The 17,605-nt window shown below is 35.3% G+C and carries 22 protein-coding genes; 8 read left to right on the top strand and 14 right to left on the bottom strand.

What is annotated here, in order from left to right; translation table 11 throughout:
* Positions 1-4 precede the first annotated feature (4 nt).
* From hisIE to hisH, 4 genes are all read right to left on the bottom strand, one after another.
* A complete protein-coding gene (hisIE, locus tag ACFE0M_RS07200) occupies positions 5-601 on the bottom strand; it encodes a bifunctional phosphoribosyl-AMP cyclohydrolase/phosphoribosyl-ATP diphosphatase HisIE (protein WP_434545075.1) in 597 nt (198 codons plus the stop codon).
* 113 nt (positions 602-714) lie between these two features.
* The gene (hisF, locus tag ACFE0M_RS07205; RefSeq protein WP_434545076.1) at positions 715-1,470 is read right to left on the bottom strand and encodes an imidazole glycerol phosphate synthase subunit HisF; all 756 of its coding nucleotides are present in this window, start codon (positions 1,468-1,470) and stop codon (positions 715-717) included.
* Positions 1,471-1,472: 2 nt separating this feature from the next.
* Positions 1,473-2,189 carry a 1-(5-phosphoribosyl)-5-[(5-phosphoribosylamino)methylideneamino]imidazole-4-carboxamide isomerase gene (hisA, locus tag ACFE0M_RS07210; RefSeq protein ID WP_434545077.1) on the bottom strand — a complete coding sequence of 239 codons (717 nt, stop codon included), beginning with the start codon at positions 2,187-2,189 and terminating at the stop codon, positions 1,473-1,475.
* 4 nt (positions 2,190-2,193) lie between these two features.
* The gene (hisH, locus tag ACFE0M_RS07215) at positions 2,194-2,778 is read right to left on the bottom strand and encodes an imidazole glycerol phosphate synthase subunit HisH (protein ID WP_434545078.1); all 585 of its coding nucleotides are present in this window, start codon (positions 2,776-2,778) and stop codon (positions 2,194-2,196) included.
* A 275-nt stretch (positions 2,779-3,053) separates the two neighbouring features.
* On the opposite strand from hisH, the gene ACFE0M_RS07220 reads away from it, so the two are divergent.
* On the top strand, positions 3,054-3,587 hold the full coding sequence (locus tag ACFE0M_RS07220; protein ID WP_434545079.1) for a YceI family protein: 534 nt from the start codon (positions 3,054-3,056) through the stop codon (positions 3,585-3,587).
* Positions 3,588-3,611: 24 nt separating this feature from the next.
* On the opposite strand, the gene ACFE0M_RS07225 is transcribed toward ACFE0M_RS07220, so the two are convergent.
* Positions 3,612-4,571, bottom strand: a complete 960-nt coding sequence (locus tag ACFE0M_RS07225; protein WP_434545080.1) for a hypothetical protein — start codon at positions 4,569-4,571, stop codon at positions 3,612-3,614.
* Between the two features lie 147 nt (positions 4,572-4,718).
* On the opposite strand from ACFE0M_RS07225, the gene ACFE0M_RS07230 reads away from it, so the two are divergent.
* Positions 4,719-5,606, top strand: coding sequence for a Ppx/GppA phosphatase family protein (locus ACFE0M_RS07230; RefSeq protein WP_434545081.1), 888 nt, complete (start codon positions 4,719-4,721; stop codon positions 5,604-5,606).
* 1 nt (position 5,607) lies between these two features.
* Here ACFE0M_RS07230 and ACFE0M_RS07235 read toward each other — a convergent pair whose 3' ends face one another.
* The 9 genes from ACFE0M_RS07235 to pdxA all read right to left on the bottom strand — a co-directional run bounded on the left by ACFE0M_RS07235 (position 5,608) and on the right by pdxA (position 12,457).
* Positions 5,608-6,102 (bottom strand): RidA family protein, encoded by a 495-nt coding sequence (locus ACFE0M_RS07235; protein ID WP_434545082.1) that lies wholly within the window; start codon positions 6,100-6,102, stop codon positions 5,608-5,610.
* Entirely contained in the window at positions 6,092-6,778 is a 687-nt protein-coding gene (locus ACFE0M_RS07240) for a hypothetical protein (RefSeq protein WP_434545083.1), read from the bottom strand. Before ACFE0M_RS07240 ends, ACFE0M_RS07235 begins: the two co-directional genes overlap by 11 nt.
* Positions 6,779-6,791: 13 nt before the next feature.
* Positions 6,792-8,147 (bottom strand): acetyl-CoA carboxylase biotin carboxylase subunit, encoded by a 1,356-nt coding sequence (gene accC, locus ACFE0M_RS07245; protein ID WP_434545084.1) that lies wholly within the window; start codon positions 8,145-8,147, stop codon positions 6,792-6,794.
* 141 nt (positions 8,148-8,288) lie between these two features.
* A complete protein-coding gene (gene accB, locus ACFE0M_RS07250; protein ID WP_434545085.1) occupies positions 8,289-8,771 on the bottom strand; it encodes an acetyl-CoA carboxylase biotin carboxyl carrier protein in 483 nt (160 codons plus the stop codon).
* Positions 8,772-8,819: 48 nt separating this feature from the next.
* A complete protein-coding gene (efp, locus tag ACFE0M_RS07255; protein ID WP_434545086.1) occupies positions 8,820-9,386 on the bottom strand; it encodes an elongation factor P in 567 nt (188 codons plus the stop codon).
* A gap of 28 nt (positions 9,387-9,414) precedes the next feature.
* Positions 9,415-10,410: a beta-ketoacyl-ACP synthase III gene (locus ACFE0M_RS07260; RefSeq protein WP_434545087.1), complete on the bottom strand. Its 996-nt coding sequence runs from the start codon at positions 10,408-10,410 to the stop codon at positions 9,415-9,417.
* A 231-nt stretch (positions 10,411-10,641) separates the two neighbouring features.
* Complete coding sequence (rpmF, locus tag ACFE0M_RS07265; protein WP_434545088.1) at positions 10,642-10,833, bottom strand: 50S ribosomal protein L32; 192 nt, start codon at positions 10,831-10,833, stop codon at positions 10,642-10,644.
* A gap of 19 nt (positions 10,834-10,852) precedes the next feature.
* Positions 10,853-11,383 (bottom strand): YceD family protein, encoded by a 531-nt coding sequence (locus tag ACFE0M_RS07270; protein ID WP_434545089.1) that lies wholly within the window; start codon positions 11,381-11,383, stop codon positions 10,853-10,855.
* Between the two features lie 63 nt (positions 11,384-11,446).
* A complete protein-coding gene (gene pdxA, locus ACFE0M_RS07275; protein WP_434545090.1) occupies positions 11,447-12,457 on the bottom strand; it encodes a 4-hydroxythreonine-4-phosphate dehydrogenase PdxA in 1,011 nt (336 codons plus the stop codon).
* Between the two features lie 86 nt (positions 12,458-12,543).
* On the opposite strand from pdxA, the gene rsmA reads away from it, so the two are divergent.
* The 6 genes from rsmA (at position 12,544) to ACFE0M_RS07305 (ending at position 17,600) form a co-directional block, all read left to right on the top strand.
* Positions 12,544-13,326, top strand: a complete 783-nt coding sequence (gene rsmA / locus ACFE0M_RS07280) for a 16S rRNA (adenine(1518)-N(6)/adenine(1519)-N(6))-dimethyltransferase RsmA (protein WP_434545091.1) — start codon at positions 12,544-12,546, stop codon at positions 13,324-13,326.
* Entirely contained in the window at positions 13,313-14,689 is a 1,377-nt protein-coding gene (gene mgtE, locus ACFE0M_RS07285; RefSeq protein ID WP_434545092.1) for a magnesium transporter, read from the top strand. The genes rsmA and mgtE overlap by 14 nt, the downstream gene beginning before the upstream one ends.
* Before the next feature lie 4 nt (positions 14,690-14,693).
* Positions 14,694-15,638: an NAD(P)-dependent oxidoreductase gene (locus ACFE0M_RS07290; RefSeq protein WP_434545093.1), complete on the top strand. Its 945-nt coding sequence runs from the start codon at positions 14,694-14,696 to the stop codon at positions 15,636-15,638.
* Between the two features lie 69 nt (positions 15,639-15,707).
* Positions 15,708-16,550 carry a pentapeptide repeat-containing protein gene (locus tag ACFE0M_RS07295; RefSeq protein WP_434545094.1) on the top strand — a complete coding sequence of 281 codons (843 nt, stop codon included), beginning with the start codon at positions 15,708-15,710 and terminating at the stop codon, positions 16,548-16,550.
* Between the two features lie 131 nt (positions 16,551-16,681).
* On the top strand, positions 16,682-17,155 hold the full coding sequence (greA, locus tag ACFE0M_RS07300) for a transcription elongation factor GreA (protein WP_434545095.1): 474 nt from the start codon (positions 16,682-16,684) through the stop codon (positions 17,153-17,155).
* Between the two features lie 49 nt (positions 17,156-17,204).
* Positions 17,205-17,600 carry an HIT family protein gene (locus tag ACFE0M_RS07305; RefSeq protein ID WP_434545096.1) on the top strand — a complete coding sequence of 132 codons (396 nt, stop codon included), beginning with the start codon at positions 17,205-17,207 and terminating at the stop codon, positions 17,598-17,600.
* The last annotated feature ends 5 nt before the right edge of the window (positions 17,601-17,605 follow it).

A 17,605-nucleotide genomic window follows, 5' to 3' on the forward strand; every position in this document is an offset into this window, starting at 1 on the left:
ATTCTTAACGATGTCTTCCTTCCAATATTTTGACTACATCTTGTAGCTTATATCCTTTTGCCTGCAATAAAATCAAATAGTGAAATAATAAATCAGCGGATTCATTCAGAAACAATTCCTCATCATTATCCTTGGCTTCAATTACTACTTCTACAGCTTCCTCCCCCACTTTTTGAGCAATTTTGTTTATCCCTTTGTCAAATAAACTCTTCACATAGGATTTTTCACTATTTCCATTTTTACGGTCCTCAATTATGGACTCTAATTGATTAATAAAGCCAATACTTTCATTTTTCTCATTCCAACAAGTATCTGCACCTGTGTGGCAAGTAGGACCATCAGGTTTAGCTTTAATTAAAAAAGTATCCTGGTCACAATCCAATGCAATATCCACCAAATGAAGAAAATTGGACGATGATTCTCCTTTAGTCCACAATCTTTGTTTGGAACGACTGTAAAAAGTTACTTTTCCTGTTGATTTTGTTTTTTCCATTGCTTCTTCATTCATGTAGCCCAACATGAGCACTTTGCCTGTTACGGAATCTTGAATGACTGCTGGAAGCAAACCATTTTCACCTTTTGAAAAATCAGGTTTTTGCATAATTCTTATATTATTAAATAGCGTCTATTGGCAATTTATCAAGAAAATTTTGTCCCGATAGCTATCAGGATTGATATTCAGTACCAAATAATAAATATTTGTGATATCAAAAATTAGATTCTTGTAGGTATATTTTTATTCTTCAAATAAGTTTTTAATTCTGGAATTCCAATTTCCTTAAAATGGAAAATACTTGCCGCCAAAGCCGCATCAGACTTCCCATTTGTAAAGGTATTATAAAAATGTTGCATATCCCCTGCCCCACCAGAAGCAATAACCGGAACATTTACCAAAGTGGAAATATTGGCCAATAGCTCATCAGCGAAACCTGCTTTGGTGCCATCATGATCCATGGAGGTCAAAAGAATTTCACCAGCTCCCAACTCAACAGCTTTTTTGATCCATGTTTCCGTTTCCAGTTCCGTAGGTTTTGAGCCACCATGTGTGTGGACAATATTTTTATTTCCCACTTTCCTTGAATCTACGGCCACCACTATACACTGAGAACCAAATTCATCTGCCATCTCTTTGATAATTTGTGGATTACGAACGGCCGCAGAATTTATGGACACTTTATCTGCTCCTGCTGCCAATAGCACAGAAACATCTTCTACAGTGCTAATTCCACCGCCCACTGTAAATGGAATATTGATAGCTTCTGCAACTTTTTCAACCAGTTCAATCAGTGTTTTACGTTTTTCATTGGTTGCTGTAATATCTAGAAAAACCAATTCATCGGCACCTTCTGCTGCATAAATCTTAGCTAATTCAACAGGGTCACCAGCATCGCGAAGCTCTACAAAATTCACTCCTTTTACTGTACGCCCATCTTTAATATCTAGACATGGGATTATTCTTTTCGTTAACATATCTATTGAAACTGCTTTAAATCTTTTAGGTTTATTCTTTTCTCATAGATCGCCTTCCCCACAATTGCCCCGTAAATGTCCATCCCTTCTAATATTTGTAAATCTTCCAACTTACTTACTCCCCCACTTGCAATTAAATTTATAGAAGGAAATCTATCCAAGATATTTTGGTATAACTCATTAGAAGTACCTTCTAATGCACCATCTTTTGAAACATCCGTACAAATCACATATCGCAAACCTTTGGCTAAATAATGATCGAGAAAATCATAGATATGTTTTTCGGAGCTTTCCTGCCAACCATGAATGGCTATTTGCTCACCTTTTACATCTGCACCCAATATGATCTTTTCACCTCCAAATTCTTCAATCCACTCGGTAAACAATGCTTCATTTTTAACGGCTATACTTCCACCCGTGATTTGATTGGCACCAGCATCAAATACGGCTTTCAAATCTTCAGTACTTTGAACTCCTCCACCAAAATCAATAGTTAAATTGGTATTTTCAGCAATAGACTTAAGCACATCCAAATTCACTACCTTTTTTGCTTTTGCCCCATCCAAATCCACCAAATGTAATCTTTGAATGCCGGCCGCTTCAAATTCTTGCGCAACTTCTAAAGGATTGTCATTATATTCTGTTTTTTGATTGTAGTCGCCCTTGGTAAGTCGGACGCATTTTCCATCTATAATATCAATGGCTGGTATTATATGCATAATCTTATAATTCGAATAAAAAGTTCTTTAAAAATTGTTCCCCGGCAGTTGCACTTTTCTCCGGGTGTGGCTGAATAGCATAGAAATTGTCTTTTTTCAACACATTGCTAAATGCTACCATATAATCTGTTTGAGAAATAGTTTGTTTACAAATTTCTGCATAATAAGAATGGACGAAATAGAAATAGGCTGGGGATTTTATGTCTTTAAATATAATATCCTCGGATAAACTCCCGACATTCCAACCCATATGGGGTACCTTCAAATCGTTGGTAAATTTCTTTACTTTAGCATCAAATATTCCCAAGCATTCAGTATCCCCTTCTTCTGAATGGCTACATAAGAGTTGTAATCCCAGACAGATGCCAAGAAATGGCTTCTCAATAGATTTAATTACTTGATCTAAGTCTCTTTCCTTTAAATATCTCATAGCAGATTTGGCTTCTCCCTGTCCGGGGAATATCACTCTATCTGCATTTAATATCTCATCAGGATTATCCGTTAAGTTTCCTTCTAAGCCCAATCTTTTTAATGCCAACATTACTGATTTAATATTGCCGGCATTATATTTTATTACTGCTATTTTCATTAATATTAATTCATATACTTAAACCAGGTCAAAATACCCTCTAATCTTTTCAATTCAATTAGATTCCGCAGGTGGCTACTATAAGATAATTGCAGTATTTATTTTGAATACTCCAAAGAATCTTGATTGAATTCGCAAGTTAATAATTGTATTAATAACCTCCGCTAATATTATGTATAAGCTTAAAATTAATTCTTGAACGGGGGAAAATAACAATTTTAATACATTTACGTTAATTGTATATACATATATTTAAAGTTATAAATTATCAAGCTATGGCCAATAAATGGAGTATTGATCCAATTCACAGCGAGGTATTATTTCGAATTAAATATCTAGTGATATCATCCGTTACTGGCCAATTCACCAGATTTGATGGTGAAATATCATCTGAAACTGAGGATTTCAATGGAGCGACAGCAAATTTCCAGATAGAGGCTGCAAGTGTAAGTACAAAAGTGGAAGATAGAGATAATCATTTAAGGTCACCGGAATTTTTTGATGCTGAAAAATTTCCTTTTATCAAATTTACCAATGGTAAATTAACGCGAAATGGAGGCGAATATAAACTTTCGGGTGATTTAAGCATTAGAGATACTACCAATAACATCACCCTAGATGTTGATTTTGGTGGCTCTATTGTCGATGGTTATGGGCAGAAAAAAGCAGGATTTAAAATTTCCGGAAAAATCAACAGAAAAGAATTTGGTTTGACCTATGACGCAGTTACTGAGGCTGGCGGTGTTGTTGTAGGAGATGAAGTTAGATTAATATTAAATATACAGGTAGTGAAGCAAAAAAATATTTAAAGGGCTATCAAAAATCCTTTATTTTTACCTTCTCTTGTTTCCAAAATTAAATAAACCGCCTCTTCCTCTGTTTGGTCTGATATTATAATGCTTTCCGCCAACTCCAAAAATTCTATTTAACATATCACCTTGGATGTAAAATTCAGCTCTTACATTAAAAATCAAATAATAATCATCACTTTCTGGATTACCTCTTATTTCTCCTTGTCCTGTAGGATCTGACAAAGCCAGAGCAGTAACATCTTCAGGATTGTTTAAATCAAATAAATTTTTGTCAGGATAGCCTCTTCCCTTGTCACCACCTACACCGCTAACGTCATCCAAATAGTCTGTAAAAGTTATACGGTTACTTACCTGAGCGGTAACATCTATAAATTCCGTTACTTTCACTCTTACTCCCACACCTACTGGAATCACCATGGCAAACCGACCATAAGTATTAGGTCTTTCAGTTTGGTATTTTCTAAGGGAGACCATCTCTCCTGCTCTCGGAACATCCATTATCGCTTCCCCTGCCTCGTCTCTTAAAATATCAGGCACTTCCGCTCTAGGATCAAAAAATAAAACCCCAACACCGGCTACTAAATAGGGATTTATCAATTTCCTTTGAGTAAAACGATTAGCAGTAGGAAAAAGTGAAACAGAAGCTTTGGCACTTAATTCCAAATTATTGGAAACAAAAGACAAGCCCCTAGATCTGGTATTCAATTCAGGATCAATTTCTTGATCATCTCCAGAAAGCTGAAAAGCCATTAAATTAACTCCTGCTTGTACTCTATTAGTAAATCTGTATTGCAAGCCTCCCACTATATTGAGTCGAGTATCGAAATAGGAACCAGGATTAGTAAGATCACCCAAAGACCTTGCATACCCAAATCCACCCGTGGCCATCCAACGTCTGTTTATCCGATTGGAATAAAAGCTTTGTGCAAATATTTCTGCACCGCAGAAAAATAATATCGATATGAGTAGGACTTTTTTCATAAAAAACTTAACAATAACAAATATAAAGAAATTTTTAGAAAATCTCATATATGTAAATAATTGTAAGCAAAACAAAAATTACATAAATCAATTCCAAATTATGCCAATAATAAATACAATTCAGCCTAATTTTTTGTTTTTTTGGGTATGTTAAAACTAGCAGCTATTGATATTGGCTCAAATGCCATAAGAATTCAATTAACAAGGGTAACTTTATATCAGGGTAAAATCACTTTTAAAAGGCTTGAATATGTTCGTTTTCCTTTACGATTGGGGCAAGATGTATTTACTACAGGCAGAATAAGCGAACATTCTAAGGTTAAATTTTTAAAATTAATGCATGCCTTTAAAATTTTAATTGACCTTTATGAGGTGGATGATTATATGGGTTGCGCCACCTCGGCAATTAGAGAAGCAGAAAACGGGAAATATTTAATTGACCAAGTAAAAGCAGAATTGGATCTGGAAATAGAAATAATCGATGGTGATAAGGAAGCTGATATGATCAATAAAGCCATATTTCCATATATGGACGAAAAAGCTTACCTACATATTGATGTTGGAGGAGGTAGTACCGAATTCAATTTCTATCAAAACAATGAGAAACTATTGTCAAAATCATTTCAAATTGGATCTGTCAGGCACCTAGAAACAGATAGCTCCCACCATATGTGGGACGAAATGAAAAATTGGATAGAACAAAAAGTGATAAAGAAATCAGTGAAAATTCACGCTATTGGAACAGGCGGAAACATCAATAAAGTACAAGATTTAGTAAATAAAAAGGCTGGAAAACCCATAAGTTTAAAAAAAGTACAGGAAACACAGGCCTATATCAAAAGTTTCGATATGGATGAAAGAATCAACAAATTACAATTGAATCCAGACAGGGCAGATGTAATCATTCCTGCATTGGACATTTATATTAATGCCATGAGCTGGGCTAAGTCAGCCAGTATAATTGTACCTGATAGTGGTTTAAAGGACGGGATTATGCAGGTGCTGTATGAAAGGAACCAGGAGAAATTAAAATAGCTTATTTTGCCGCAACAGCCTCAACTTCCACCAAAAGTTCAGGCCTTGCTAATTTATAAACCCCAATTGTAGAACGAGCAACTTTATTGGGATTTTCTTCATTATTAAAGTATTCTCCATAGGCTTTAAACCAAGCATCCCAATCAATTTTCCCGCTTTCATCCGGAGCTAAATATACTCTAAGAAAAAAGACATCCTGCATGTCATAACCCTCTGTTTTTAAGGTCTCTTTAATTCGTTTTAGCGTCCCTACACTTTGTTCGTAAGTATTACCATATTTCGAATAGTCCCCTGCTGGAGCATCCGGATTCAGCACTTCGCTTACCAAACCAGATGTATAAAAAATATCCTTATCTGCTGGAATAAAAACGCCCTTTAAAATACTAGCTTCAGGTCTGTCTATTCTCTTGATTTCCTTGTCTTGCCCTTTTTCAGAATCTGCTTGACATGAAAGCAAAAACAAAACTGCAAATACTATACATATACTACTTTTCATCTGCTGATTTAATTAAAGTGAAACGTTTAATTATAGAAAATTGAAGAATAAACAAATTATCATTATTCTCCGGGTTGCCAAAATTGGAAATATTATCCAAATAATCAGTTTGAGGATTCAACCAACCTGTTCTAAATTGAAAACCAAAGTCATTGGAAAGAAAATAATAAGCATTCAAAGTAGTGGGCAATAAAACCGTGAAATTTGAATAATCCTCGCCTTGATCCCTACTGTTTAATTGATTAGCTAAATTATTGCCTTCACGGTCATAAACCAAGAATCTTAAGAAACCAAAACCTTGAGATAAATATACAGAGTAATTGGGCTTTTTTATTAAATGAAAACTAGGCTCTACATGTAGCGATTGGTAATTAGACTTGGCAAAATCATTAATTTGAAACTCGCTCTGATCAAAAAACCGAACATCCCGATTTTCGGATTGTACTTCGCCCACATTTAACCTAAACCCAATATTTAACCAGCGATTGGGGGTAAATTGCATAAATGCCGAAAATTGAACACCTGGTTTTTTGTAGGTAGGTTCTAAATCAGTTCTTGGAATACTGGCTCCAAAACTAATTCCAGCAAATTTGGTATGGACAGAATCTTCTTGCCCATAAACACAAAAAGCAAGCAGGAAACATATTAATGTAAATATTCCGGCTTGCTTTCCCATAAGAATTAAATTTTTACTTAGTACTTTTCAGCTTGGTAAAATCGTAATCATCCAAAAACTTGGTGGTAAAATTACCTGATTTGAAAATCTCATTATCCATCATTTCAATGTGAAATGGAATGGTTGTTTTCACACCTTCTATTACAAATTCACTTAAGGCTCTTTTCATTCTGACCATCACTTCCTCCCTTGTTTGACCAGAGACTATCAATTTTGCAATCATGGAATCATAGAAAGGAGGAATCGTATAGCCTGCATATACATGACTATCAACTCTAACTCCATGGCCTCCAGGCAAATGAAGATTAGTAATTTTTCCAGGGCTAGGCCTGAAACCATTGGCAGGATCTTCTGCATTAATTCGACACTCCATTGCACAAAGATGAGGGAAGTAATTTTGACCAGATATTGTTATTCCGGCCGCAACTTTAATTTGTTCTTTTATTAAATCAAAATCAGTAACTTCCTCAGTAATAGGGTGCTCCACTTGAATACGCGTATTCATTTCCATGAAATAGAAATTATTATGCTTATCCAAAAGGAATTCAATCGTTCCGGCTCCTTCATAACCTACTGCTTCAGCACCTGCAATAGCAGCTTTCCCCATTGCATCACGCAATTCATCAGTCATAACAGGACATGGCGTTTCCTCTATCAGCTTCTGATGTCTTCTTTGAATAGAACAGTCCCTTTCTGAAAGGTGGCATGCCTTACCATTTTTATCACCTACAATCTGAATTTCAACGTGGCGTGGTTCTTCTACAAATTTTTCTAAATAAAGCCCTTCATTTCCAAAAGATGCGCCTGCCTCTTGTTTAGCATCATCCCAAGCTTTCTTAAATCCTGTCTCATCATTCACAATACGCATCCCTTTTCCACCACCACCGGCTGTGGCTTTCAGAATAACAGGATAACCCATATCCTTGGCAATTTTCATCCCTTCCTCAATAGATTCCAAAATGCCCTCGGAACCAGGAATGGTAGGAACCCCTGCCGCTTTCATAGTAGCTTTGGCAGTAGCCTTATCGCCCATTTTGCTGATCATTTCGGGATCAGCACCAATGAATTTGATGCCATATTCACCACATACTTTTGAAAATTCGGCATTCTCGGATAAAAATCCATAACCAGGATGTATAGCATCTGCATTAGTGATTTCTGCAGCTGAGATAATATTAGGGATATTCAAATAAGAATCTTTACTGGCAGCTGGCCCAATGCAAACTGCTTCATCAGCAAAACGCACATGCAAACTGTCTTTATCAGCAGTTGAATAAACTGCCACAGTATTGATACCCATTTCTTTGCAAGTTCTTATAATACGCAAAGCTATTTCACCTCTATTGGCAATTAATATCTTTTTAAACACGGTTTCTATATTTTAATGAAACGGTCATTGACCGACTTATTACAAGCTCGAAAAGAGCAATGACTAAACTTTATAATCACAAGGATTTAATAAAATTAATCATATGAAAAATTAAGAACAACTTCTTATCAAATTGATTGATTAAGAAGGATCTACCAAGAATAATGGCTGATCGTATTCAACTGGTGTGGCGTTGTCCACTAATATTTTCACAATTTTACCTGAAACATCAGATTCAATTTCATTGAATAATTTCATTGCCTCCACTATACAAACGGTATCTCCAACCTTAACTGAATCCCCTACATTTACGAAAGCAGGATTATCTGGGCTAGGAGTTCTGTAGAAAGTACCAATCATAGGGGATTTGATGGCCACATATTTATCATCATCAGAAGCAGGTGCACTGTCGCCACCACCAGAACTAGGAGCTGGTGCAGCAGATGGCGCAGGAGCCGGTGCTGGTGCTGCAGCAGGCTGAGGTGCTGGTGCTGCGGCCTGAACCACTTTAGCTTCAGTATTCTTTTTTACTTTAATTTTAAATTCCTCAGTTTCTATATTTACTTCATCCAATCCGGATTTAGAAATAAAATCAATTAGGTCTTGAATCTCTTTCGCTTTCATAGCTTTTGGTTTAGTTAAAAATCAAAAATTCTTATTAATTACAATTATTTACTTTTTCACCCTTTCCGCATAAGAACGGGTTCTTGTATCCACCTTTATCAATTCATCTTGATCGATGAATAATGGCACTTTAATTTCCGCTCCCGTTTCCACTGTTGCAGGCTTTGTAGCGTTTGTAGCCGTATCGCCTTTAATTCCGGGCTCGGTATAAGTCACTTTCATTTCCACAAAAGGAGGAAGTTCGCAACTTAAAGGTTTTTCTGTTTCTGCATGAATCAAAATATCCACCTCTTGGCCTTCCTTATATAAATCAGCATTGTCTATGACTTCCTCTGGAATCGAAATCTGTTCAAAAGTTTCTGTATCCATGAAATGCATGCCAATGTCATCTTTGTACAAAAATTGATGTGGACGTCTTTCTATCCTTGCAGTAGTGACCTTATGGCCTGCAGTAAAAGTATTGTCCAAAACCTTACCTGTTGTAAGGCTTTTTAACTTAGTTCTTACAAAAGCAGGGCCTTTACCTGGCTTCACATGTTGAAATTCAACGATTGTGAACAAATCATGGTTATATTCTATGCAAAGACCATTTTTAAAATCAGAAGTATCTGCCATATATTAAAGTTTAATTTAATGAAATAATTTAAGAATCGTAAGCCCACTTGATGTAAACGGAGCCCCAAGTAAATCCTCCACCAAAAGCAGCTAATATTATGTTATCGCCTTTTTTCATCTGTTTTTCGTATTCCCATAAACATAATGGAATAGTTCCGCTTGTAGTATTCCCAAATTTATGGATATTTAACATGACCTTATCGGAACTTACTCCCATTCGGTTTGCAGTAGCATCAATAATTCTTTTATTAGCTTGATGAGGTACCAACCAGGCCACATCATCAGATGTCAAGTTATTTTTGGCCATGATATCGGCCGCAACTTCTGCCATATTGGTAACGGCAAATTTAAAGACTTGACTACCTTCCTGGTAAACATAATGCTCTTTTGCAATTAAAGTTTCCGGGGAAGCTGGTTTTCTGCTACCTCCTGCTTTCATGTGCAAGAATTGTTCACCTGAACCATCAGTGTGCAGAATAGAATCTTTAATGCCATAGCCATCAGTATCAGGTTCAAGTAGAACTGCTCCTCCACCGTCTCCGAAAATGATGCAAGTTTGTCTATCTTCATAATCGATAATTGAAGACATTTTATCGGCTCCGACAACCACAACTTTTTTGTATTTTCCAGTTTCTATAAATTGGGATGCGGTCGATAAAGCAAAAATGAAACCTGAACAAGCTGCTTGTAAATCGTAACTAAATGCGTTTACGGCTCCAACATTATTGCTAATTACATTAGCCGTTGCAGGAAAAAGCATATCAGGAGTAGTAGTGGCACAAATTAAAAGATCTATATCTTCGGCTTTATTGCCTGTTTTTTCTAATAAGCCTTTAACAGCTTGAGTTCCAATAACAGAAGTGCCTTGATTTTCACCTTTAAGGATTCTTCTTTCTTTTATTCCGGTGCGGGAAGTGATCCACTCATCATTAGTTTCCACCATGGTTTCCAACTCTTTGTTGGTTAACACATAATCAGGCACCCACCCATGAACCCCGGTAATAGCTGCAGTTATTTTAGTCATGTTTTGATTGTAGTTTCTATGGCTATTGAGTCGCTAATATATATAATATTGGTTTGAAGCCCGACAATTTTTAAAGAAATGCATAGACCTCAGAACAATCAAGCAACACCTATTTTAGAATAATTAAATTTAAACATGATAGAATGCCAAAAATAAATATTCCTCAAAAAATATAGTCAATAAAAAAAGCTTTGCCGCTAAGCAAAGCTTTAAGTTTATAAATTGACTTTATTAAGCCAATACTTCTTTTTCCATTACTACATTTCCTTTGTAGTAAAGTTTACCTTCATGCCAGAAAGCTCTGTGTGGCAAATGCGCCTCGCCTGTAGTAGGACAAATCGCCAATAATTTTGCCGTTCCTTTTTTGTGAGTCCTTCTTTTATCTCTTCTAGTTTTAGATATTTTTCTCTTAGGATGCGCCATTTTATTCTAATTTTAATTCTTATTTCTTTTTATTCAAATTTTTTAATGCTTCCCACCTTGGGTCAATTTTCTCTTCCTCTTCCTCTATATCCTCCTCAGCATCATCTATGTAAACATATTCATTATGCTCTTCATCTTCCTCAATTTCATCAGGATGCAATTTCTTTAGAGGTATTTGCAAAGCAATAGTCTCATAAATGAAATGCCCCACATTAATCACTTGCGTGTTTTTTGTGATCACCATTACATCTTCTTCCAATTCTTGCTCCTCCTCACCATATTTATACAACAACTTTTTGTCGATATCTATGGGATATTGAAATGGTTCTAAGCTTCTATCGCTAATTAAGTCAACGAAACCAGAGAAATCGAAATTCAACTCTATGATATTTTCTCTCTTATCTAGTAGAAGTTGTATTTTTACCTCCCCACTTTTCACCAATTCACCTTCAAAATTGCTGAAAAAGTCTGAATTAACTGTGAATTCATATTCATGTTGCTTGATTCCAAGCTTATAAACCTGAATGTCGAAATCCTTCAACTTTTCCATCCCATCTAAATTCTAAATTAAGAGCGCAAAGATAAAAATATTATTTGATATTACTAAACAGCTTTAAGAATATTCTCTTCTATTCTTTATAATATCGATTGCCAAGAACAAGGCTTGTCGCATAGAAGTTTCATCTGCCAAACCTTTTCCTGTTAAATCATAAGCTGTTCCATGGTCTGGGGAGGTTCTTACAAAAGGAAGTCCTGCTGTAAAATTAACGCCATTAGAAAATGCCAACGTTTTAAAAGGAATTAATCCCTGGTCATGATACATCGCTAAAACAGCATCAAAATTTTTATATTGATGGTTACCAAAAAATCCATCTGCAGGAAAAGGACCAAAAACTAATTTGCCTTTTTCTTTTCTCTTCTCAATTAATGGTCTAATAAAATCCTCTTCTTCATTTCCAATTACTCCGCCATCACCAGCATGAGGATTTAAGCCCAAAACTGCTATTCTCGGTTTTTTAATACCGAAATCCTTCTTCAAAGACTTCTCTAAAATATCCAGCTTACTGTCAATTTTTTCAGCTGTAACTTTTTCACCTACTTGATTTATAGGAATATGACCTGTCACGACTCCTACTCTCAAATCGCCATCTACCAAAAGCATCAGGCTATCCTTTACTCCTGCCACTTGTGCAAGATATTCTGTATGGCCGGCAAATTTAAAATCTTCTGATTGAATATTATTTTTATTGACGGGAGCTGTAACTACTGCATCTACTCTGCCTTCCATAGCATCTTCAACTGCCTTTTTGATGCTTATAAAGGCATATTTCCCGGCTTCTTCGGAAGACTGCCCCATAGTGATATTCACCGTTTCTTCCCATAAATTCAAAACATTAAGCTTTTTATCGCTTAATTCCTCTAGTTTTTTCAACTGAAAGTAATTGAAATCCCGAATATTTAAGGCTTTTCTATAATAGGAAAGTATTTTTCCAGAACCGTAAACCACAGGCGTCATCATTTTAATGATTCTGTTATCCTCCAAAGCTTTGATAATCACCTCAGGGGAAATGCTGTTTACGTCTCCAATTGTAATGGCTATAGTTGGTTTATTGATTTCTTCCATATCTTAAATACGAGCTTGAAGCTGAATTGTAAAATAATTATGATTAAATTCTGTGCAATTTAGTTTTTTTTTATCTGCTTTGAAAAATGAAGGGAGTTAGAGCAAAAAAACATTTAGGTCAGCATTTTTTAAAGGATACCAATATTGCCAAAAAAATAGTGGATAGCCTAAGCGGGCACAAAAAATATCATAAACTATTGGAAATTGGGCCTGGCACTGGCGTGCTAAGTGATTTTTTAATTGAAAAAGCTGATTATGACTTACTTTTCATGGATGTTGACCAAGAGTCAATTGATTATTTACAAAATAAATATCCAGCACAGAAAGATAAAATTATAAAAGAAGATTTTTTAAGGATTGACCTAGGCCGATATTATCAAGAGCCATTTGGCATCATCGGAAACTTTCCGTACAATATTTCCTCTCAAATATTCTTCAAGGTTTTGGAATATAGAAACCAAATCCCTGAAGTAGTAGGGATGATTCAAAAGGAAGTAGCAGAAAGAATAGCTTCAAAGGAAGGGAATAAAACTTATGGAATATTAAGTGTATTACTGCAGGCGTTTTATGAGGTTGAATATTTATTCTCTGTTCCGCCCAACGTTTTTAACCCACCACCCAAGGTTACTTCGGCAGTATTAAGGCTTCGCAGGAATGAAACCAAAACTTTAGCCTGTGATGAGAAGTTGTTTTTCAGAGTGGTAAAGCAAGGCTTTAATAACCGAAGGAAAACTTTGCGCAATGCTTTAAAAACTTTCGACTTATCAACTGAAATAAAGTCATTAGATTTGTTGGATAAACGAGCCGAGCAACTGACCGTTAATGATTTTGTAGAATTGACTAACCATATTGCCAATGGAGAATCTTGAGGAAAAAGAGCATATCGACCAATTTGAACTTTCAAAAGAATATTTGGAGAAATTGCAGCTTGCTATTAATGAGCGGGATAAGAATTTCATCAAAAACTCCTTAGAAGGCATCAATCCTGCCGATATCTCCACTATATTATTAGAGTTCGATACGGAGGAATCTCGATATATTTTAGATGTTTTAGAGAATGAAGTCAGTGCCGAAGTCATCAATGACTTGGATGAAGATGACCGTTCCAAATATCTGAAAGGATTTGATTCTGTCGAGATAGCCGCCATGCTGAATGAATTGGATTCAGATGATGCGGTGGATATAATTAATGAACTTCCTCTAAAAGACCGAGAAGAAGTTATTGCTTCCTTGGAAAATAAGGAAAAAGCTAAAAATATATTAGACCTTTTACGCTACGAAGAAGATGTAGCAGGAGGTTTGATGGCAAAAGAGCTCATCAAAGCCAATGTCAATTGGTCAATTAATCAGTGTATTGAGGAAATAAGGAGGCAAGCAGAAAATGTTGAAAAAATCTACTCAGTTTATGTGGTAGATAACCAAAATGTATTATTAGGAAGGGTCTCATTGAAAAGATTAATTTTGGCGGATGCTCATCTTAAAGTAAAGGATTTATACGATGATGATGTGATTTCTGTGGAGACCTATATGGATGAGGTGGATGTAGCGGAAGTTATGAGAAAATATGATTTGGATGCTGTACCTGTGGTAAATGTTCAGGGGAAATTAATGGGGCGCATCACCATTGATGATATTGTGGATGTAATTACCGAACTGGCAGAGGAAGAAAGACAAATGATGGCGGGTATATCTGAGGATGTTGAGGAAGATGATAGTGTTTGGATGTTGACCAGAGCCCGTTTGCCTTGGCTCATAATAGGCATGTTTGGAGGTCTTCTGGGTGCCCAATTTATAGGTGTATTTGAGGAAGATATTTTAATCGTTCCGGCCATGGCATTTTTCATTCCGTTGATTACCGCAACAGGTGGAAATGTGGGTATTCAATCATCTTCTATTGTATTACAAAGTTTAGCAAGCAAATCAGTTTTTGATGATTCTTTTCTAAAGAGAATTGCTAAAGTATTGGCAGTTGCCATTTTGAACGGAATTGTAATTGCAGGAATAGTGATGGGTATGAACCTTATTTTAGGACAAGAAATAAAACTGGCAATAGTAGTTTCTATTGCCTTATTCACTGTGGTTTTATTGGCTTCTTTTATGGGAACCGTAACGCCATTGGTGCTAGATAAATTAGGTATTAATCCTGCTTTGGCAGCCGGACCATTTATCACTACCGCTAATGATTTACTTGGCTTACTTGTTTATTTTACTGTAGCTCATTTCCTTATCTAAAAAAATGAAAGTACTTATCATAGATGAAATGCATGAGAGCATAGTGCCTTTATTGAGCGAACTCAACTTAGAGGTGGACTATATGCCCAAAATAAAACGACATGAAATTATTTCAATCATCAAAAATTATGAGGGACTGATAGTAAGAAGTAAAACCCCTATTGACGAAGCCTTATTAAAACATGCGACTCATCTAAAATTTGTTGCAAGAGCAGGTGCAGGAGTGGATAATGTGGAAGTAGAAGAACTGGAAAGAAGAAACATCCAGCTTATTAATGCTCCTGAAGGCAATAGAGATGCTTTGGCCGAACATGCAATGGGAATGTTGCTTACGCTTTTCAATAAAATCAATACCGCTGATCTAGAAATAAGAAATGGGAAATGGGATAGAGAAGGGAACAGGGGAATTGAATTGATGGGCAAAACGATAGGCTTATTAGGATTTGGGAATATGGGAGCGGCTTTTGCTAAAAGATTAAGTAGTTTTGATTGTAAAATCATAGCATATGATGCGCAAAAGACTGGTTTTTCCAATGAATATGTAGAGGAAGTCAGCTTAGATATATTGAAAGAGCAGACTCAAATTTTGAGTTTACATATCCCTATGAATGCTCAAAACAAGGGGTTAATTAATAATGATTTCCTTTCAAAATTTAAAAAACTAGATTACATCATTAATACCTCAAGAGGAGAAGTTTTGATATTGAAAGATTTATTAAAGCTTTTAACTGAAGATAAAATAAAAGGTGCTGCCCTAGACGTATTGGAAAACGAAAAAATAAAATCCTTAAACCCTGAAGAACTATTTGTTTTTCAAGAACTTACAAAACTAAAACAAGTAATTCTCACTCCTCATATAGCAGGTTGGTCTTTTGAATCTTATGAAAAAATCAATAAAGTTCTCTACCAAAAAATTAAAACATTGGTTAGAAATATTGATAATTTATAAGTTAGAATATAAAAAAATCATAAAATAAATATAAATTAGAAACTGATTTCAATTTAAGAATTCAACATAATGGGGAAAAAAGAATTAAAAGAAATTATAGAAGAAAGAGTTAAGGAAATAACAAAGAAACCTCTTCTAACTTCCGTTATAGTTCTTGTATTTCTTACTATTTTGGTTTTAGGACTAAGTTTGCCCTACTATTTAGATAATTTTCGTGATTTCTTCAAAGAAGTTCTTGCAGAAGCACATGGGATGCTTTTCGATATTGCTGTGATTGGTATTCTTATTTATTGGCTAAGAGAAAATGGTGAAAAACAGCTGAGAATTAAAATGTACAAAGATGAAATTGATGATTTTCGTCAATGGGAATCAGAAGAAGCTGCATTCAGAACTGTAGGTAATATCAAAAGATTAAACAGACATAAAATCACCGAAATTAACTTGGTGAATTGCCATTTGACAAAAACCAATATGAGCCATGTTGATCTAACAGGTTCAAATTTAAATTCTTCGAATTTTAGCCATGCTAATGCCATAGAATGCAATTTTACGGGAACTAGAGCAAATCAAACAAATTTTGAAAATGCTAAAATGAACCAAGCCAATTTTGAAGGTGCCTTTGCCAGTGGGGCTAACTTTAAAGATACTTTTTTAATTAAAGCTAATTTCAAGAATGCATTCCTTATTAAATCTGATTTTACTAATGCTTATTTAATGGAAGCTGACTTAAGTAACTGCCATCTTACTGGTGCTTTATTTGATGAAGCAAGTCTTTACAAAGCCAACCTTAAAGGAGCTGAAGGTATCACTGCAGATCAACTAAAAAATGTAAAAACACTCTATTTGGCTGAACTTGATGATGATATCAAAAGTGAAATACAAGAAAAGTATCCTGAACTTTTAGGTAAATAGAACGTTAGTCCTCAATCTTGTTTTCAATATTAAATTACATTATCTTTGTTTTAACATTTAGAAACAAGATAGACGGCTCATGCAAAACTGTGCCGTTTTTTATTTTATAGAAATTTCAATTTTTAATAGCGATGAGTAAAGTATCATACTACACAGAAGAGGGTTTAAGAAAAATGAAGGAAGAGCTCCATCATTTAAAAACCGTGGAAAGACCGAAAGCGTCAGCCGATATTGCTGAAGCAAGAGATAAAGGAGACTTAAGCGAGAACGCAGAATATGATGCTGCAAAAGAGGCTCAAGGTTTACTTGAAATGAAAATAAATAAACTGGAAACCGTTGTGGCCAATGCTAGGGTGATTAAAGAATCTGACGTGGACACTTCCAAAGTCGGGTTACTGACCAAGGCAAAAATCAAAAACAAGAAAAATGGAATGGAAGTGACTTACACTATGGTTTCAGAAGAGGAGGCAAATTTGAAGGAAGGTAAAATTTCGATAAAATCACCAATTGGGCTCGGGATCATGGGCAAAAAAGTAGGTGATATTGCGGAAGTTGACGCTCCTGCAGGTAAAATGGAATTTGAAATTTTAGATATTAGTTTATAAATTTATTCTGAGCCGAGTAATTTATTCGGCTCATTTAATTTTTGATTTTATGGCAAGCATTTTTACAAAAATCATCAATAGGGAAATACCAGGGCACATAGTGGCTGAAAATGATGATTACATTGCTTTTCTAGACATTAACCCACTGGTTGAAGGCCATGTTTTAGTAGTCCCAAAACAAGAAACCGATTATATCTTTAATCTGGAAGATGATGTATATTCAGGATTACAATTATTTGCCAAAAGAGTAGCCAAAGCAATTGAAAAATCTGTTGATTGTATTAGGATTGGAGTAGCTGTAATAGGTTTAGAAGTGCCTCACGTACATATACATTTAGTTCCACTGAATTCAATGGATGATATCAATTTCAGCAAAGGAAAATTGAATCCGTCTCAGGAAGCCCTAGAAAAAATGGCTCAGAAAATTAAAGCCAATTTGGAATAACAATT

It is taken from the genome of Marivirga sp., from assembly GCF_051117495.1.
Taxonomy (GTDB): domain Bacteria; phylum Bacteroidota; class Bacteroidia; order Cytophagales; family Cyclobacteriaceae; genus Marivirga.

Excerpts from the sequence above, each read along its gene's own strand:
- hisIE (WP_434545075.1), bottom strand. The coding sequence starts at position 601 with ATGCAAAAACCTGATTTTTCAAAAGGTGAAAATGGTTTGCTTCCAGCA.
- hisF (WP_434545076.1), bottom strand. The coding sequence starts at position 1,470 with ATGTTAACGAAAAGAATAATCCCATGTCTAGATATTAAAGATGGGCGT.
- hisA (WP_434545077.1), bottom strand. The coding sequence starts at position 2,189 with ATGCATATAATACCAGCCATTGATATTATAGATGGAAAATGCGTCCGA.
- hisH (WP_434545078.1), bottom strand. The coding sequence starts at position 2,778 with ATGAAAATAGCAGTAATAAAATATAATGCCGGCAATATTAAATCAGTA.
- ACFE0M_RS07220 (WP_434545079.1), top strand. The coding sequence starts at position 3,054 with ATGGCCAATAAATGGAGTATTGATCCAATTCACAGCGAGGTATTATTT.
- ACFE0M_RS07225 (WP_434545080.1), bottom strand. The coding sequence starts at position 4,571 with ATGAAAAAAGTCCTACTCATATCGATATTATTTTTCTGCGGTGCAGAA.
- ACFE0M_RS07230 (WP_434545081.1), top strand. The coding sequence starts at position 4,719 with ATGTTAAAACTAGCAGCTATTGATATTGGCTCAAATGCCATAAGAATT.
- ACFE0M_RS07235 (WP_434545082.1), bottom strand. The coding sequence starts at position 6,102 with ATGAAAAGTAGTATATGTATAGTATTTGCAGTTTTGTTTTTGCTTTCA.
- ACFE0M_RS07240 (WP_434545083.1), bottom strand. The coding sequence starts at position 6,778 with ATGGGAAAGCAAGCCGGAATATTTACATTAATATGTTTCCTGCTTGCT.
- accB (WP_434545085.1), bottom strand. The coding sequence starts at position 8,771 with ATGAAAGCGAAAGAGATTCAAGACCTAATTGATTTTATTTCTAAATCC.
- efp (WP_434545086.1), bottom strand. The coding sequence starts at position 9,386 with ATGGCAGATACTTCTGATTTTAAAAATGGTCTTTGCATAGAATATAAC.
- ACFE0M_RS07260 (WP_434545087.1), bottom strand. The coding sequence starts at position 10,410 with ATGACTAAAATAACTGCAGCTATTACCGGGGTTCATGGGTGGGTGCCT.
- rpmF (WP_434545088.1), bottom strand. The coding sequence starts at position 10,833 with ATGGCGCATCCTAAGAGAAAAATATCTAAAACTAGAAGAGATAAAAGA.
- ACFE0M_RS07270 (WP_434545089.1), bottom strand. The coding sequence starts at position 11,383 with ATGGAAAAGTTGAAGGATTTCGACATTCAGGTTTATAAGCTTGGAATC.
- pdxA (WP_434545090.1), bottom strand. The coding sequence starts at position 12,457 with ATGGAAGAAATCAATAAACCAACTATAGCCATTACAATTGGAGACGTA.
- rsmA (WP_434545091.1), top strand. The coding sequence starts at position 12,544 with ATGAAGGGAGTTAGAGCAAAAAAACATTTAGGTCAGCATTTTTTAAAG.
- mgtE (WP_434545092.1), top strand. The coding sequence starts at position 13,313 with ATGGAGAATCTTGAGGAAAAAGAGCATATCGACCAATTTGAACTTTCA.
- ACFE0M_RS07290 (WP_434545093.1), top strand. The coding sequence starts at position 14,694 with ATGAAAGTACTTATCATAGATGAAATGCATGAGAGCATAGTGCCTTTA.
- ACFE0M_RS07295 (WP_434545094.1), top strand. The coding sequence starts at position 15,708 with ATGGGGAAAAAAGAATTAAAAGAAATTATAGAAGAAAGAGTTAAGGAA.
- greA (WP_434545095.1), top strand. The coding sequence starts at position 16,682 with ATGAGTAAAGTATCATACTACACAGAAGAGGGTTTAAGAAAAATGAAG.
- ACFE0M_RS07305 (WP_434545096.1), top strand. The coding sequence starts at position 17,205 with ATGGCAAGCATTTTTACAAAAATCATCAATAGGGAAATACCAGGGCAC.